We start from the raw sequence: 16,145 nt of genomic DNA on the forward strand, positions 1-16,145 counted from the left end.
ACGAGGGCCCGCACCGGTTCGTCCGGTGCGGGCCCTTCCGTGTGCGCACGGGGGCGCCGGGGGTCGCACGGGGGTCCGGGAGGGCGCCCGCCGGGGCGCACCCGGCCCCTCCGGGCCCGCCGCGGGGCCCCGCGGCTACTTGAGCGCCTGCGCCAGTTCGGCCAGCTCCTCGTAGGAGGCGGTGCCGGTGAGCACCGTGGTCGCGCCGTCGGACTGCACGACCAGCGCGCGGGACTTCTCGCCCTGCAGGCGCTCCCAGGTCCGCCCGGCCACCTCCGAGGTGCCGTCCGGCTTGGCGCCCGCGGCCTTCGCGCCGACCAGCACGTCGCGCGGGACGTCGCTCTGCTCGACCGCCGCGTACTGGCCGGACGGCGTGACGAAGCCCAGGTGCCAGGCGTTGCCCTGGCCCTTGCCGTTCGCGGCCGGCTGGTAGCCGACCGAGGTGGCCCGCCACTGGTCGGGGAGCCCCTCGGGCGAGAGCAGCCGGTAGGGCGCACCGCGCTTCGCGGAGGCCGCCGCCACCTTGTACTCGACCACGTGCACCGGGTCGCCGTCCGCGTCGTGCGGCAGGAACAGGTACCCCACCCAGACCACGACGCCGACGGCCAGCATCGACAGGACCATGTCCCGCACGGTCTGCCGGCCCCTCATGCCCTTGCTCTCTCCAGCCACCCCCACATGGTGACTCATCCACACACCGCCCCGGCCACCCGGGGTGCCCACGAACGGGTGAAGCGGGACGAACCGCCACCCTCCGCACCCGGGGGGCGACCCGCGCCACAGACAGTCATCTCGTGGGCAGATACGATCGCAGGACCCTCACCACGGCGTTCGACCAGGCAGTAGTCGGGCGCTCACTGGCCGTCGCGTACAGAGAGGTAACGACGATGACCACGCAGTACCCGCACCACCTTCCCAGCGCCCTTGAGGTCGCGCCGGAGGCTCCCGACCGGAACCTCGCGCTCGAACTCGTCCGGGTCACCGAGGCGGCCGCGATGGCCGCCGGCCGGTGGGTCGGCCGTGGCGACAAGAACGGCGCCGACGGCGCCGCAGTCAAGGCGATGCGCACCCTGGTCTCGACCGTCTCGATGAACGGCGTCGTCGTCATCGGCGAGGGCGAGAAGGACGAAGCCCCGATGCTCTACAACGGCGAGCGGGTCGGCGACGGCACCGGCGCCGAGTGCGACGTCGCGGTCGACCCGGTCGACGGCACGACGCTGACCGCCAAGGGCATGAACAACGCCGTCGCCGTCCTGGCCGTCGCCGACCGCGGCACCATGTTCGACCCCAGCGCCGTGTTCTACATGGACAAGCTGGTGGCCGGCCCCGAGGCCGCCGAGTTCGTCGACATCACCGCCCCGCCGGCCGTCAACATCCGCCGGGTCGCCAAGGCCAAGGGCAGCGCCGTCGAGGACGTCACGGTCGTCGTCCTCGACCGCCCCCGCCACGACGGCCTGGTCCGGGAGATCCGCGAGGCGGGCGCCCGGATCAAGTTCATCTCCGACGGCGACGTCGCCGGCGCCATCATGGCCGCCCGCGAGGGCACCGGCGTCGACCTGCTGATGGGCATCGGCGGCACCCCCGAGGGCATCATCGCGGCCTGCGCCATGAAGTGCATGGGCGGCGTGATCCAGGGCCGGCTGTGGCCCAAGGACGACGCCGAGCGGCAGAAGGCCCTCGACGCCGGCCACGACCTGGACCGGGTGCTCACCACCAACGACCTGGTCAGCGGCGAGAACGTGTTCTTCGTCGCCACCGGCATCACCGACGGCGAGCTGCTGCGCGGCGTGCACTACCGCTCGGAGACCGCCACCACCAGCTCGCTGGTGATGCGCTCCAAGAGCGGCACGATCCGCGAGATCAACTCCGTCCACAAGCTGTCGAAGCTGCGGGCCTACAGCGCGATCGACTTCGACCGCGCCAACTGAGACCCGGACGACCGCGGCCCCGGCGGAATCCCCCTCCGCCGGGGCCGCGGCGCGTCCGGCCGCGATGCCCGCCCCGGGGCCCGGCCCGCGCCGTCAGCCGGCTATCCGCCGCTGCCCCGCCGCCACCCGCGAGGCCTCCCGCAGCTCGGCGTCCCGGCGCCGCCGCCGGGCCAGCACCACCCGCCGCTCGGCCGCCGTCAGCCCGCCCCAGACGCCGTACGGCTCCGGCTGGGCGAGCGCGTGCTCACGGCACTCCAGCAGCACCGGACAGCGGGCGCACACCTGCTTCGCCTGCTCCTCGCGCGACAGCCGCGCCGCCGTCGGCTCCTTCGAGGGCGCGAAGAACAGCCCGGCCTCGTCCCGACGGCAGGCCGCCCCGGTGTGCCACGGGTTGTCCTCGCCCGACCCCGGACCGCCGGCCGGGCCGGGCCCGCCAGGGGACCCCGCGGCAAGGCCCTGGGAACCCGGCCCGCCCGGGGGCTGCGGCTGCCGCCTGGCCACCGGAGGTCGCTCCAGCAGCTGCGCGGCGGCGACGGGCGAGGTGGTGCGGGACTCGATCGGATGCAGCACGGCCGTACTCCTGACGAGACTCTCGGACACGGGGAAGCTCGCTCCCCTGCCCGGCTGCGAGCCCCCGCTGTCCAACCCCCGAACCGGCCGCTGGGCCGCCTCCGGTGTGCAGCCGTACAAGAAGCGATGTGCGGAAGGAACTACCCCGCCGAACGCGATTCATGCACACTGCACGCAATCGACTACACAGCGCACCCGTAGCAACGCCGAGCGCCCGACCGGGAGTTGATTTCCGGTCGGGCGCCGAGTGGGACAACCCCGGCTATTCCGTGCCGAGTTGCTTGCGCACCCACTCCTTGAGCTTCTTGCCGCGCCGCGGCTTGGCCTCGCAACCACCGAAGACCGCAACGCCCTTGACCCGCACCACCGGCGCGTACGGATCCGCCGCCGTCTGCTCCCGGACGTCGAACCCGCCGAAGATGCCGACACCGCTGCCGTGCAGGCTCACGTTCTCCGGGACCCGGATCTCGACCCCGCCGAACAGCGCGGTCACCTCGATCTCCACCTCGGGCGACTCGAACACCGCGTCCGTCAGGTCGATCTCCACGCCGCCGAAGGCCGCGAAGGCCCTCAGGTGCGAACCCACCCGCCAGCGGCCCTTGCGGGAGGCTCCGCCGAAGACCGCCACCATCGACGGCGACTCCTGGCGCGCGGGCGGCAGCGCGGGGGCCACCGGGCGCGGTGCCGGGGCCTCCAGCGGGGGCTTCTCGAACGACAGCGGCCGGTGGCCGGGGAGGTCCCGGGTGAGCGGCACCAGGTCGCCGAAGGTCTTGGCGGCGTACGCGGCCCCGATCCGCTCCGCGTGCTCCTCCGCGTCCAGCCGGCCCTCCGCGTAGGCGTCCCGCAGGAGCTCCGCGATCCGCTCGCGGTCGGCGTCGGACACCCGCAGGTCCGCCTGCGCGACCGGCGCGTGCAGCGCCTGGGGCTGGGCTTGGGCCTGCGGCTGGGGCCGCGGGGCCGGCGCGCGGTCCGGCTGCGGCTCCGGTCGGGTCTCGGGCTTGGTCATCGGCACGGGCGCCGGCACCGGCGGCTGCCCCGGATCGTCCTGCGGCGGCGAGTTGTCCACGGCGCAAGCCTAGTCGCTCGCACTCCTGACCGAGTGAGCCCCGTCACGCAGGCTGCCCTGTCCGCATGCGACGCAAGGCCGGGTCCTACCCTGGATGGTGCTTCGCCGACGCAGCCGGATCACTGGAAACCTAAGGACCGCCCCCATGGCTCCCACGCCAGACTTCGAGTACAGCGACCTGCTCCCCCTGGGCGCTGACCCGACCCCGTACCGCAAGCTCACCTCCGAGGGTGTCTCCACCTTCGAGGCCGGCGGTCGCACCTTCCTCCAGGTCGAGCCCGAGGCGCTGCGGCTGCTCACCGCCGAGGCGATGCACGACATCTCGCACTACCTGCGCCCCGCCCACCTCGCCCAGCTGCGCCGCATCCTGGACGACCCGGAGGCCAGCCCCAACGACCGCTTCGTCGCGCTCGACCTGCTGAAGAACGTCAACATCTCGGCCGGCGGCATCCTCCCGATGTGCCAGGACACCGGCACCGCCATCGTCATGGGCAAGCGCGGCCAGAACGTGCTCACCGAGGGCGGCGACGAGTCCGCCATCGCGCGGGGCGTCTTCGACGCGTACACCAAGCTCAACCTGCGCTATTCCCAGATGGCCCCGGTGACCATGTGGGACGAGAAGAACACCGGCAACAACCTGCCGGCCCAGATCGAGCTGTACGCCACCGACGGCGACGCGTACAAGTTCCTCTTCATGGCCAAGGGCGGCGGCTCCGCCAACAAGTCGTACCTGTACCAGGAGACCAAGGCCATCCTGAACGAGGCGAGCATGCTCTCGTTCCTGGAGCAGAAGATCCGCTCCCTCGGCACCGCGGCCTGCCCGCCGTACCACCTGGCCATCGTGATCGGCGGCACCAGCGCCGAGTTCGCGCTCAAGACCGCCAAGTACGCCTCCGCGCACTACCTGGACAACCTGCCGACCGAGGGCGACGCCAGGACCGGGCACGGCTTCCGCGACCTGGAACTGGAGGCCAAGGTCACCGAGCTGACCCAGAAGATCGGCATCGGCGCCCAGTTCGGCGGCAAGTACTTCTGCCACGACGTGCGCGTCGTCCGCCTGCCGCGCCACGGCGCCTCGCTGCCGGTGGCCATGGCCGTCTCCTGCTCCGCCGACCGCCAGGCACTCGGCAAGATCACCGCCGAGGGCGTCTTCCTGGAGCAGCTGGAGACCGACCCGGCCAAGTACCTGCCGGACACCACCGACGAGCACCTCGACGACGACGTCGTGCGCATCGACCTCGACCAGCCGATGTCGGCGATCCGCGGCGAGCTGTCCAAGTACCCGGTCAAGACCCGGCTCTCGCTCACCGGCACCCTGGTCGTCGCCCGCGACATCGCGCACGCCAAGATCAAGGAGCGCCTGGACGCCGGCGAGGGCATGCCGAAGTACCTCCAGGACCACCCGGTCTACTACGCGGGCCCGGCCAAGACTCCCGAGGGCTACGCCTCCGGCTCCTTCGGCCCCACCACGGCCGGCCGGATGGACTCCTACGTCGACCAGTTCCAGGCCGCCGGCGGCTCCATGGTGATGCTCGCCAAGGGCAACCGCAGCAAGCAGGTCACCGACGCCTGCGCCCAGCACGGCGGCTTCTACCTCGGCTCCATCGGCGGCCCGGCCGCCCGCCTCGCCCAGGACTGCATCAAGAAGGTCGAGGTCCTGGAGTACGCCGAGCTCGGCATGGAGGCCGTCTGGCGCATCGAGGTCGAGGACTTCCCGGCCTTCATCGTCGTCGACGACAAGGGCAACGACTTCTTCCGGGAGACCACCGAGGGGCCGCTGATCACCAACCTGCGGGTCCGCTCCAAGGAGTAGCCCCCCGCCAGCCCCACCGCCGCCCCGGCCGCACCACGCGCCCGGGGCGGCGGCGTTCCGGGGGGGGGCGGGCCGGTGCGGGCCGGTGCGGTGCGTCGGACGCGTGCGGGCGTGCGGGCCGGCGCGTCGGGCCGGGCCGGGGCCGGGCCCGGGCCCGGGCCCGGGCCTGGGCGGCTCAGGCGTCGAAGTCGTACTCCAGGACGTAGGAGGCCGCGTCGAGGATCATCTCGTTGAGCTCGACGACCTGGCCCTCGTCGGCGAAGGCGGTCCGGCAGATCAGGATGACCGGGGTTCCGGCGGAGAGCTCCAGCCGGGCACCCTCCTCGCCGCTGGGCATCCGGGAGCGGACCTCCTCGCGGAAGTGGACGGGCTTGGCCCCTATCTCGGCCAGGCGCGCGTAGGTGCCGCCTGGGCCGGTGTCCTCGCGGGTGATGGCCGTGCCGGCGACCAGCCCGGCCGGCAGGTAGGAGGTCGACAGCAGCACCGGCTTGCCGTCCAGGACGAAGCGGCGGTGCCGCACGCACATCGGCGCGCCGGGGTCCACCCCCAGCACCCCCGCCACGTGCTCGGGCGCGCCCAGTTCGGTGACCGACACCTGGTCGACCACCAGCGACCGGTTGTCGATGTCGGCCGACCATATCGACCGGCCCGACCCCCACTGCCCCTGCGCCAGCCGCTGGATCCCGCGCCGCCGCAGCGGCCGGAAGTCCCGCACGAAGACCCCGGCACCCCGGCGCGCCTCGGCGATGCCCTCGCTCTGCAGCACGCCCAGTGCCTGGCGGGCCGTCATCCGGGCGACGCCGTACTCGTCCATGAGGTCGTTCTCGCCCGGCAGCCGGTCCCCGGCCCGGTAGCGGCCGGTGCCGATGGCCGCCTTCAGCGAGTCGGCGATCCGCTGGTACTTGGGCTGCTTGTCGCCACTGCTGCCGGTCATCGCCGCTCCCTCTCCCTCGGACAAATCCTAGGCGCGCCCGCGGCCGCCGGTAAGGAGATACGACCGTTGACATCTCTAGAGATATTAGCTTCTCTAGAGATGCTGGGTAGTCGCCGAGCAGCACCACACACGCACGGACAGCGACCAGGGGGCGGCCCCACCCGGCGCCGCACCCGCACCAGAGCAAGGGAGCAGTGCGGTGAGCACCCGTCAACGCGACGCCGCGGCCTACCGGCCGCACGTGGGTGAACTCGTCCTCGACCGGAGGACCGGACGCACCGGCATCTACATGGACACCCTCGGCGGAGAGCACTACCTGCGCCCCGAGACCGGCGGCTGCGAGTGGACCGCCGAACCGGGCCACCTCTCCCCCGCCCCCACGAGCCCACCCGCCACCGACGACCCCGACCCCGAGCCCGCGAGACGGCCGCCGGGCCGGCCGAGGGACCCGGACGGGGGTGCCGGCGCCGCCCGCACCCCGCCCCTCTCGCACCTCCGCGCCCGACTGACCCCTCCACCGCGATTCGCCTGAATACGATCAGCATCGGCGAATACGGGGATATCCACACAAAGAGCAACATTTCGGACCACGCAATGGCCCGGTGAATCAGAAATTCCGGAACCCCCGGAGGCCGCCCCGCCGCGCACGTTACGGATTACCCCCGTCACCATCCGTGCGCCGCGGGCCGGAATCGGCCACCCGGCTCCCGGAATCCGGTATTCCCCCCATAACGGCCGGTGCCCCCGCCCCACACGGGGACGGGGGCACCGGCCCGCCGGTCACGGACGGCTGTTGATGGCGCCGAGCGGCTCGAAGGGCTCGCCGGGCTTGCCGTCGGCGTGCTCCGGCTCCACGACGTCGCCGCCGAAGAGCTCCTGCGGGTCGACGTGCTTCTCGTCCGACGGGACGACGTGTGCGGCGACGGCGGCGGCAGCGCCGGCCACCGCCTCGGTGCCGGTGGGACCGGTCGCGCCGGCCACCTCCGCGTGCGGCTCGGCCGACGGGGTGGTGGGTTCAGTCTCAGCCATGGGCTGGTGCCTTTCAGGTCTTCGGGATCTGCTTGCGCCCGACGGGCTTGACCCAGGCGCCCGGACAGTATCGTAGGAGCCGTTAAATGTCTTATAAACATCGCGCCCTGGGTGCCGATCTCCAGCGTTTACAGCCGTCCGCCTAAGCTGATCCGACCGCGGCGCGGCGTTCGGCACCCCGCGCACAGAACGCGCCCGCCACAGGTCACCGGGGGAATTCATGGAGCATCAGGAAACGCCGCACAGCGACGCGCTGCGCTTCCAGGTGCTCGGCCCGATGCAGGCGTGGCGCGGCTCGCAGCCGCTGGCGCTCGGCTCCCCGCAGCAACAGGCGGTGCTGACGTCACTGCTGCTGCAGCAGGGCCGCCCGGTCGCGACGCACGACCTGGTCGACGGCATCTGGGGCGAACGGCCCCCACCTCAGGCGATCGCCGCCCTGCGCACGTACGTCTCCCGGCTCCGCTCCGTCATCGAGCCCCACCGGGAGATCCGCACGCCGGCCGGGATCCTGGTCTCCGTGAGCGACGGGTACGCCCTGCGAATCCCGGGTCGGGCGATCGACCTCGCGGTGTTCGAGGCCACCGTCGCCGAGGCCGCCACCGCCCGGGCGGGCGGCGACCTCTTCGAGTCCCACCGGCTGCTTCAGTCCGCCCTCGCCCTGTGGAGCGGACGCCCGCTGGCCGGTGTGCCGGGGCCGTACGCCGACACCCAGCGACAGCGGCTGGCGGAGCGCCACGTGTCGGTCTGGGAGGAGTGCTGCGCGGCCGCCCTGGAGATCGGCCTGCACACCGAGGTCGTCGCCGAACTGAGCTCGCTCACCGCCGAACACCCGCTGCGCGAGCGCCTGCGGGAGCTGCTGATGCTGGCGCTCTACCGCTGCGGCCGGCAGGCCGAGGCCCTGGGCGTCTACACCGACACCCGCAAGCTCCTGATCGACGAGCTGGGGGTCGAACCGGGGGCCGGCCTGTCCGCCATGCACGCCCGGATCCTGGCCGCCGATCCGGCGCTGAGCGCTCCCGCGCCGACCCGCTCCGGCGGCGGCGAGGCCCGGGAGAGCGGCCCGGCCCGGATCCCTGCGCCCGCTCAGCTCCCCGCCGACGTCTCGGACTTCAGCGGCCGCTCCGACCTGGTCAACGAGCTGACGGCGGTCCTGCGCAGCGCGACCGGCCAGGCGGTGGTGGTGACCTCGCTGGCCGGCATCGGCGGCGTCGGCAAGACCACGCTCGCCGTCCACGTGGCGCACAGCGTGCGGGCCGAGTTCCCGGACGGGCAGCTGTACGTCGACCTGCGCGGTGCCGGCGCCTCCCCGGCCGACCCGGCGGTCGTGCTGGGCGATTTCCTGCACTCCCTGGGCGTGGCCGAGGTACCCGACTCCCTGGAGCAGCGGTCCGCGCTCTACCGCTCCCTGCTGGCCACCCGGCGGATGCTCATCCTGCTCGACAACGCGCAGGACGCCGACCAGCTGCGCCCGCTGATCCCGGGGGTGTCCGGATCCGCCGTCCTGGCGACCAGCCGCTCCCGGCTCGCGGGCATCCCCGGCGCCCATCTGGTGGACGTCGAGGAGCTGACGCCGGAGGAGGCGCTGGCGCTGTTCTCGGCGATCGTCGGCGCCGACCGGGTCGGCTCCGAACCCGAGGCCTCGCTCGCCGTGGTGACCGCCTGCGGCTTCCTGCCGCTCGCGGTCCGGATCGCCGCCGCCCGGCTGGCCAGCCGGCCCCGCTGGAGCGTGTCCGACCTCGCCCGCCGCTTAGCCGACCAGCGGCGGCGACTCGACGAACTCCAGCTGGGCAACCTCGCGGTGGAGACCACCATCGGCCTCGGGTACGGCCAGCTCCGGCCGGACGAGGCCCGGGCGTTCCGACTGCTCTCGCTGGTGGACTCCCCCGACCTGCCGCTCGACGCCGTGGCGGCGATGCTCGGCCAGGACGAGCTGCGCGCCGAGGAACTGGCCGAGGCGCTGGTCGAGGCCAACATGCTGGAGTGCTTCACCCCCGGCCGCTACCGCTACCACGACCTGCTGAGGCTCTACGCCCAGCGGCAGAACGAGAAGGCCGCCGACACCGCGGAGCAGGAGCGGGCAGTGCTGCGGCTGCTGGCGCACCTCCTGCCGACCATGCACAACGCCGCCCGGATGATCGAGCCGGACGACCAGCTGCCCGAGCCGTTGGACGGCGTGGCCGCCCCCGGCCTCGCGCTGCCCACCGCGGACGAGGCCCAGCGGTGGCTGCGGGCCGAGGTGGGCATGCTGCTGAGCACGGTGGAGGCCGCCCTGGGTGGCCCGTCCGCCCAGCTCCGACCAGCCCTGGACCTGCTGATCGCGCTCAACAGCATCGTGGAGGACCCGACCCACGCGGCCCGAGCCCGCCGACTGCTGGAGATCGCGGACTCGAACGCCCGGTCGCACGGCGACACGCAGGCGCTGGCCCGGGTGCACTTCGCGCTGGGCACCCTCGAGTACTTCAGCAACGACTTCCAGAGCGCCGAGCGCTCGCTCCGGCAGAGCCTGTTCTTCCAGGGGCCGGAGGACGTGACGGTGCTGCGGTCGATGGTGACCAACACCCTGGGCATCATCCTGAGCATCGCCAACCGCAGCGCGGAGGCGCTGCCCTTCTTCGAGCAGGCGCTCGGCATCAGCCGGGTCGTCGGAGCGCCGATCGGCGAGGCGCGGCTGCTGGGCAACATCGCGCGGGCGCAGCTGGACATCGGGCAGCCCGCGGAGGCGGTGCGCTCGGTGGAGGAGGCGGTCGCCACCGCACGGCGGTCGGCCAACGGCCCCTGCCTCGCGGACACGCTCTACCAGTTGGGCGTGGTGCTGTCCTCGACCGGTTCACAGGCCGAGGCGGTCGCGCACCTGCGGGAGTCCTTCGCGCTCTACCAGGCACAGCAGAACCGGCTGCGCGAGGGCTACGCGCTGGCCCGGCTGGCGGTGAGCCTGCTGGCCTGCGAGCAGCCGGCCGAGGCGGCCGAGGCGGCCGGCGACTCGCTGGCCATCGCCCAGGAGATCGACGGCGCCTACTGCCAGGGCCTGGCGAACGCCGCGCTCGGCGAGGCGCTGCTGGCGCTCGCGCAGCCCGCGCGCGGGCTGGCGTGTCTGCAGGAGGCGCACGCGATCTTCACGCGGCTCGGTGTGCCTGAGGCCTCCCCCGTGGCGGCCCTCATCGAACGACAGCACACCGAGCCCCTCCCTTCCCCTCCCCCCGCGCCGTAGGCCTCCGCCCCCCAGCGGAGTTCCTCCCCCGATCCGCGCGTCGGCGCTCCCGCAGCCCCCCGGCTGCGGGAGCGCCCTCAACGCTTCCCCGGCGCTGGACTCCACTCTGCACCGGGGCGATTGACGTTCGATAAACGTCCGATTGTCAGCCTGCGGATCGGCGACATCGCAGGTCAGCGGCCTCACCACGGCGCGCCATGCGGCGTGCGGCGCCGGTCCGCACCACCCTGGCCCGCACCGTCGTGCTTCCGCAAGCCCGTCCACACCGGCCCAAGCATGACGAGTTGGCCGGAAAGGGACCCCATGGCACGGTGATCGCGCATATTCTCGGATGCCAGTACACACACGAGTGTCTGCCGACACCGTGTGGGCCGGCGAGGCAGGGCGGGCGCCGGGGCGGACGGCGGCCCGGACCCGTGCGGCCGCGTGCAGCCGCCCGGAGGCCACGGGTGGAAGGGTGCCTCTCAATCGTGACGACCGGACAGATATCCGACGCGTTCCCCGTCGACGAGGACGCGGGTGACGACGATCCCGACCTGCGGCGGCGCCGGGCCGCGCGGGCCCTCCAGGCGGTCGCCTTCGACACCATCGGAGCCGGGTACGGCGACGCCTTCCCGGCGAAGGACGGCCAGCTGGCCTGCGGGCAGCGGCTGCTGACCGAGCTCGAACCGGGTGCCCCGGTCCTGGACGTCGGCTGCGGGACGGGTGAGCCGACGGTACGCCAGCTCACCGCCGGCGGCCTGCGGGTCACCGCGGTGGACCTCTCGGACGTGATGCTCGCCCTGGCCGCGGAGGCCCGCCACCCCGGCGAGCACCCGCCGGTGTTCCATCGCATCGACCTCTTCGATCTGGCCACCGAGCGCGCCGAGCGGGTCTGGGGCGCCCCCGGGCTGGGGCCCTCGGGCCGGGGCGGGTTCGCCGCTGTCACCGCGTTCTTCTCGCTGATCCTGCTGCCCCAGGACGAGATCCCGACGGTGCTCGGCCGGCTGCGCGAACTCCTGCGGCCGGGGGGCCTGCTGGCGCTCGGCATGGTCGAGGCCGACCTGGATCACGTTCCGCTTCCGTTCCTTGGCAGAGAGCTGCGGATCAGTGGGTATCTGAGGGAGGATCTGGAGCGGGTTCTGGTCGCGGCGGGCTTCTCCGTCGAGGAGTGCTCGGGGCACCCGTACGCGCCGGCCAGTACCACGCTGCCGCCGGAGGAACAGCTGTTCCTGTGCTGTCGACGCGTCGGCTGATCGACCGCGGGACCAGGAAAGCCAGCCAGCACCACACCTCACAGCACCCCTCGAGTCCAGGACAGGCAGCCGTGCGCGACCAGCTCAAACCAGAGGCCGGACAGTCGCCTGCCCTCCCGCACCCGCGGGGCGCCGAGCCGGCCGCGCCCGGCGCCATCCCACCGGCCGCCGCCGGGCCGGCCCGCGACGACGTGGCGGACCGCCTCGGCTACCTCGACTCGGCGACCCGCCGGATCAACAGCGCGCTCGACCTGTCCGCGACGCTGCGCAACATCGGCCGGGTGCTGGTCCCCACGCTGGCCGACGCCGCCGTGATCCACCTGCGCGACCCGCTGCCCAACGTCGAGCGCGAACCGGGCTTCCCGGACGAACTGCGGATCCACCACAGCACCGGCACCCGGATCGGACGGCGCGGGCGGCCCGGCGGTGTCGACGAGCGGAACCGGTCCCGCTACGGCTTCCGCTCGACCGCCGACACCGGCCCGGCCACCCCGGTGACCCGCGGCGGAGTGCTCGCGCACACCCTGCTCAGCAGGCGTCCCGCCGAGCCCGCGGTGCTCGGCAGCCCCGGCGCCGAGCGCACCGCGACGCTGTTGCGCGAGCTGTACGGCACCCGCGGGCCGGCCCGGCTGGCACCCGGCACCTCGGTGCTGGCGCTGCCGCTGCGCGGCCGCAAGGCCGTCCTCGGCCTGCTGGTGCTGATCCGCCGGCCCCCTGAACGCACCGGCCGGCCGGGCTTCGACGCCGCCGACACCGCGACCGCGGCGCACCTCGCGACCCAGGCCGGGCTGGCCGTGGACACCGCACTGCGGTACGCCCGCGAGTGGGAGATAGCCAACGAACTCCAGCGCAGCATGCTGCCGTTGCGGCTGCCGCAGCCGCACGGTGTCCGGATCGCCCAGCGCTACCTGCCGGGCGAGCGCGGCGCGCAGGTCGGCGGCGACTGGTACGACGCCGTGCCGCTGCCCGGCAACCGGGTCGCCCTGATCGTCGGCGACGTGATGGGCCACTCACTCACCTCGGCCGCCATCATGGGCCAACTGCGCACCAGCGCACAGACCTTGGCCGCCCTCGACCTGCCGCCGCACGAGGTGCTCTACCACCTGGACGAGCAGGCCCAGCGGCTCGGCCGCGAGCAGCACCTGGCGACCTGCGTGTACGCGGTGTACGACCCGATCGCCAACCGGGTGGTGCTGGCCAACGCCGGACACGTCCCGCCGGTGCTCGTCCGACCGGACGGGACAGCCGAGTTGGTGGAGCTGGACTCCGGGGCGCCGATCGGGGTCGGCGGCGTGGACTTCAACTCCGTCGAGCTGCCCGCACCGCCCGGATCGGCCCTGCTGCTGTTCACCGACGGCCTGGTGGAGACCCGCAGCCGGGCGATCAGCGACGGCCTGGAGGTGCTCCGCGCCCGGATCGCCGCCGCCCGCTGGCAGGCCCCCGAACAGCTCTGCCAGGAGGCACTGCGGATCCTCCCGCCGGGCGACCGCGGCGACGACATCGCCCTGCTCGGCGCCTGCTTCGACGGCATCCCGGCCGGGGACGTCGCCCACTGGTACCTGCAGCCGCGCAACGAGACGCCCGGCCGGGCCCGTCGGCTGGCCGCGCACACGCTGCGCCGCTGGGGGCTCGGCTCGCTCAGCGAGGCGACCGAGCTGATGGTCAGCGAGCTGGTGACCAACGCCGTCCAGCACGCGACCCGGCCGGTGACCCTGAGCCTGGTGCGCACCACCCGGCTGCGCTGCGAGGTCGGCGACGACAGCCCGCTGCTGCCGAGGCCGCGCCGGACCGGGCCGGACGACGAGCGCGGCCGCGGGCTGCAGATCGTGGCCAGGTGCGCGGACCGCTGGGGGGCCACCCGGCTGGGCACCGGCAAGGTGGTCTGGTTCGAGCAGCGGTTGCCGCAGGGCTGAGCGCCCGGGCGGCCGCGACCGCCCGAGCGCCCCGGCGCCGAGTCGGACCCGGTACCCGCCCGGCCTCCGACAGTGCCGCACCCGCCCGGCCTCCGACGGCGGCGCTGACGCCCGGACCCGGCGCCCGCTCAGACCCGGACCGGCTCCTCCGCGGGCCGCCGCTCCAGCTGCGCGACCAGCTGCTCACCCTCCATGTCGACCCGCGGCACGACCCGCTCCAGCCGCTTCGGGAACCACCAGGCGGCCCGGCCGAACAGCGCCATCGCGGCCGGCACCAGCGCCATCCGCACCACGAACGCGTCCACCAGCACGCCCACCGCGAGGGCGAAGCCGATCGGCTGGACGATCGGGTCGTGGCCGAAGACGAACGAGCCGAACACCGACACCATGATCAGCGCGGCGGCCGTGACCACCCGGGCGCCGCCCCGCACCCCGGCCACCACGGCCTCGCGCGGCGCCTTGCCGTGGACGTACTGCTCCTTCATCCCGGAGACCAGGAACAGCTCGTAGTCCATCGCCAGCCCGAACAGCACGCCGATCAGCAGGATCGGCACGAAGCTCACCACCGGCCCGACCTTCGGCACGTCGATCAGGCCGTCCAGCCAGCCCCACTGGTAGACCGCGACGACCGCGCCGAGCGAGGCCGTGACGCTGAGCAGGAAGCCGGCCACCGCCTTCAGCGGGACGAGCACCGAGCGGAACGCCAGGGCCAGCAGCACCACCGCGATCCCGACGATCACCGCGAGGAACGGCGGCAGCGCCTGGCCGAGCTTGGTGGAGACGTCGATGTTGGCGGCGGTCGTGCCGGTGACGGCGATGTCCGCGCCGGTCGCGGCCCGCAGCGGAGCGCGCTGGTCGCGGATCTCGTTGACCAGGGCCCTGGTGTCGGCGTGGTCCGGGCCGGTCCGCGGGATGACGGTCAGCAGCGCGGTGCGGCCGGTGCCGTCCGCGGACGGGGGCAGCAGCGTCTGGACGCCCGGGAGGGTCTGCAGCTTCGCCGCGACGCCCTGGACCGCCTGCTGCGGCTGCGGGGTGCCGTGGGCGTCCACCACGACCACCAGCGGGGCGTTGAAGCCCGGCCCGAAACTGCCGCCGACCAGGTCGTAGGCCTTGCGCGCGTCGGTACCGGCCGCCATCGAGCCACCGCCCGGCAGTCCCAGGCTGAGGCTCGCGGCGGGCACCGCGAGGGCGCCCAGGCCCGCCAGGCCGACGAGCAGCACGGCCAGCGGGCGACGGACCACGAAGCGGGCCCAGCGCTCGCCCAGGGTGGTGCGGCCGCCGGTGCGCGGCGCCCGCCGCCACACCGGGAGCCGGTCGATGGCGCGGCCGGCGAAGCCGAGCAGCGCGGGCAGCAGGGTGATCGCGACCAGGACGGCCACCACGACGGCGCCGGAGGCGGCCAGGCCCATCACGGTGAGGAACGGGACGCCGGCGACGGCGAGTCCGGCGAGCGCGACGACCACGGTCAGGCCGGCGAAGACGACCGCGCTGCCCGCGGTGGCGGTGGCCCGGGCGGCGGCCTCCTCGGGCTCCAGCCCCTCGTCGAGGTGGCGGCGGTGGCGGGAGAGGATGAACAGCGCGTAGTCGATGCCGACGGCGAGGCCGACCATCAGGGCCAGTACCGGGGCGGTGGTGATGATCTCGAAGGAGCCGGACAGCGCCATGATCCCGGCCATCGCGACGCCGACCCCGACCAGCGCGGTCAGCAGCGGCAGACCGGCGGCGACCAGCGAGCCGAGGGTGACCACCAGGACGACCCCGGCGACGGCCAGGCCGACCGCCTCGCCGCCGTCGACCTGGGCCATCCGGTTGTAGGCGTCGCCGCCGAAGGCGACGTCCAGCCCGGCCGAGCGGGCCGGTCCGGCGGCGGCCCGGACGGCCTCGCGCTGCTGGTCGGTGACGTCGGCGAGCTTGTGGTCGAAGGAGACCAGGGCGATCACGACCCGGCCGTCCGGCGAGACGGCGCCGGTGGCGTACGGGTCGGGCACGGCGGCGACGCCCGGGACGGCGGCGATCCGGCCGACCGCCTCGCTGACGGCCCGGCCGGCCCCGGGTGCGGTGGCGCCGCCGGGGGCGGGGGCGGCGAAGACCACCTGGGCGGAGCCGTGGCCCTGCTCCGGGAAGGTGTCCTTGATCCGGTCCAGGGTGGTCTGCGCCTCGGTGCCCGGCACCTTGAACTCGTCGCTGGTCTTCCCGGCGAACGCTCCCGCGGCCCCGCCGATCGCGATCAGCACGGCGATCCAGACGGCCAGCACGGCCCGTCTCCGCCGGAAGCAGTGGCGGCCCAGTCGGTACAGGTACGTGGCCATGGGTGACCCCTCGGTCAGGTCGTCGGGCAGGCGGGCGCCTGGACGGTCGCGTCCCACCGTACGCGCAAGTTTGTCGGGTGACCAAGTTGACCGACAGGATCGATCGACAGAATCATTCGACGCGGTTGACCGACCATGGC

The 16,145-nt window shown here is 73.8% G+C and carries 12 protein-coding genes; 6 read left to right on the plus strand and 6 right to left on the minus strand.

Annotation, left to right across the window (positions count from 1 at the left end):
• Positions 1–135: 135 nt before the first annotated feature.
• Positions 136–672: a DUF4245 domain-containing protein gene (locus tag ACIRS1_RS28245; RefSeq protein WP_402844782.1), complete on the minus strand. Its 537-nt coding sequence runs from the start codon at positions 670–672 to the stop codon at positions 136–138.
• 215 nt (positions 673–887) lie between these two features.
• Between ACIRS1_RS28245 and glpX the strand changes: the two genes are divergently transcribed.
• The gene (gene glpX, locus ACIRS1_RS28250) at positions 888–1,928 is read left to right on the plus strand and encodes a class II fructose-bisphosphatase (RefSeq protein ID WP_360210868.1); all 1,041 of its coding nucleotides are present in this window, start codon (positions 888–890) and stop codon (positions 1,926–1,928) included.
• Between the two features lie 93 nt (positions 1,929–2,021).
• Here the strand turns inward: glpX and ACIRS1_RS28255 are convergent, their stop codons facing one another.
• Complete coding sequence (locus ACIRS1_RS28255) at positions 2,022–2,429, minus strand: WhiB family transcriptional regulator (protein WP_387904535.1); 408 nt, start codon at positions 2,427–2,429, stop codon at positions 2,022–2,024.
• 331 nt (positions 2,430–2,760) lie between these two features.
• Positions 2,761–3,504, minus strand: a complete 744-nt coding sequence (locus tag ACIRS1_RS28260; protein WP_402844837.1) for a DUF1707 domain-containing protein — start codon at positions 3,502–3,504, stop codon at positions 2,761–2,763.
• A gap of 205 nt (positions 3,505–3,709) precedes the next feature.
• Between ACIRS1_RS28260 and ACIRS1_RS28265 the strand changes: the two genes are divergently transcribed.
• Positions 3,710–5,377 (plus strand): fumarate hydratase, encoded by a 1,668-nt coding sequence (locus ACIRS1_RS28265; protein WP_360210874.1) that lies wholly within the window; start codon positions 3,710–3,712, stop codon positions 5,375–5,377.
• 175 nt (positions 5,378–5,552) lie between these two features.
• Here ACIRS1_RS28265 and ACIRS1_RS28270 read toward each other — a convergent pair whose 3' ends face one another.
• A complete protein-coding gene (locus tag ACIRS1_RS28270) occupies positions 5,553–6,311 on the minus strand; it encodes a GntR family transcriptional regulator (protein ID WP_360210876.1) in 759 nt (252 codons plus the stop codon).
• Between the two features lie 199 nt (positions 6,312–6,510).
• Here ACIRS1_RS28270 and ACIRS1_RS28275 point away from each other — a divergent pair, with 199 nt between their 5' ends.
• Positions 6,511–6,843: a hypothetical protein gene (locus ACIRS1_RS28275; protein ID WP_402844784.1), complete on the plus strand. Its 333-nt coding sequence runs from the start codon at positions 6,511–6,513 to the stop codon at positions 6,841–6,843.
• A 248-nt stretch (positions 6,844–7,091) separates the two neighbouring features.
• Here the strand turns inward: ACIRS1_RS28275 and ACIRS1_RS28280 are convergent, their stop codons facing one another.
• Positions 7,092–7,340 (minus strand): hypothetical protein, encoded by a 249-nt coding sequence (locus tag ACIRS1_RS28280; protein WP_402844786.1) that lies wholly within the window; start codon positions 7,338–7,340, stop codon positions 7,092–7,094.
• A 220-nt stretch (positions 7,341–7,560) separates the two neighbouring features.
• Here ACIRS1_RS28280 and ACIRS1_RS28285 point away from each other — a divergent pair, with 220 nt between their 5' ends.
• The 3 genes from ACIRS1_RS28285 to ACIRS1_RS28295 all read left to right on the plus strand — a co-directional run bounded on the left by ACIRS1_RS28285 (position 7,561) and on the right by ACIRS1_RS28295 (position 13,696).
• Positions 7,561–10,548: an AfsR/SARP family transcriptional regulator gene (locus ACIRS1_RS28285; protein ID WP_402844787.1), complete on the plus strand. Its 2,988-nt coding sequence runs from the start codon at positions 7,561–7,563 to the stop codon at positions 10,546–10,548.
• Positions 10,549–11,018: 470 nt separating this feature from the next.
• Positions 11,019–11,783: a class I SAM-dependent methyltransferase gene (locus ACIRS1_RS28290; RefSeq protein ID WP_402844789.1), complete on the plus strand. Its 765-nt coding sequence runs from the start codon at positions 11,019–11,021 to the stop codon at positions 11,781–11,783.
• A gap of 71 nt (positions 11,784–11,854) precedes the next feature.
• Positions 11,855–13,696 (plus strand): SpoIIE family protein phosphatase, encoded by a 1,842-nt coding sequence (locus tag ACIRS1_RS28295; RefSeq protein WP_402844791.1) that lies wholly within the window; start codon positions 11,855–11,857, stop codon positions 13,694–13,696.
• Between the two features lie 128 nt (positions 13,697–13,824).
• On the opposite strand, the gene ACIRS1_RS28300 is transcribed toward ACIRS1_RS28295, so the two are convergent.
• Complete coding sequence (locus ACIRS1_RS28300) at positions 13,825–16,005, minus strand: MMPL family transporter (RefSeq protein WP_402844793.1); 2,181 nt, start codon at positions 16,003–16,005, stop codon at positions 13,825–13,827.
• Positions 16,006–16,145: the final 140 nt, after the last annotated feature.

It is taken from the genome of Kitasatospora sp. NPDC101176, from assembly GCF_044768035.1.
GTDB lineage: Bacteria > Actinomycetota > Actinomycetes > Streptomycetales > Streptomycetaceae > Kitasatospora.

What these genes read in the sequence shown, in the direction of transcription:
- ACIRS1_RS28270 (WP_360210876.1), bottom strand. Translation starts at nt 6,311, where the DNA reads ATGACCGGCAGCAGTGGCGACAAGCAGCCCAAGTACCAGCGGATCGCC.
- glpX (WP_360210868.1), top strand. Translation starts at nt 888, where the DNA reads ATGACCACGCAGTACCCGCACCACCTTCCCAGCGCCCTTGAGGTCGCG.
- ACIRS1_RS28300 (WP_402844793.1), bottom strand. Translation starts at nt 16,005, where the DNA reads ATGGCCACGTACCTGTACCGACTGGGCCGCCACTGCTTCCGGCGGAGA.
- ACIRS1_RS28280 (WP_402844786.1), bottom strand. Translation starts at nt 7,340, where the DNA reads ATGGCTGAGACTGAACCCACCACCCCGTCGGCCGAGCCGCACGCGGAG.
- ACIRS1_RS28265 (WP_360210874.1), top strand. Translation starts at nt 3,710, where the DNA reads ATGGCTCCCACGCCAGACTTCGAGTACAGCGACCTGCTCCCCCTGGGC.
- ACIRS1_RS28260 (WP_402844837.1), bottom strand. Translation starts at nt 3,504, where the DNA reads ATGACCAAGCCCGAGACCCGACCGGAGCCGCAGCCGGACCGCGCGCCG.
- ACIRS1_RS28285 (WP_402844787.1), top strand. Translation starts at nt 7,561, where the DNA reads ATGGAGCATCAGGAAACGCCGCACAGCGACGCGCTGCGCTTCCAGGTG.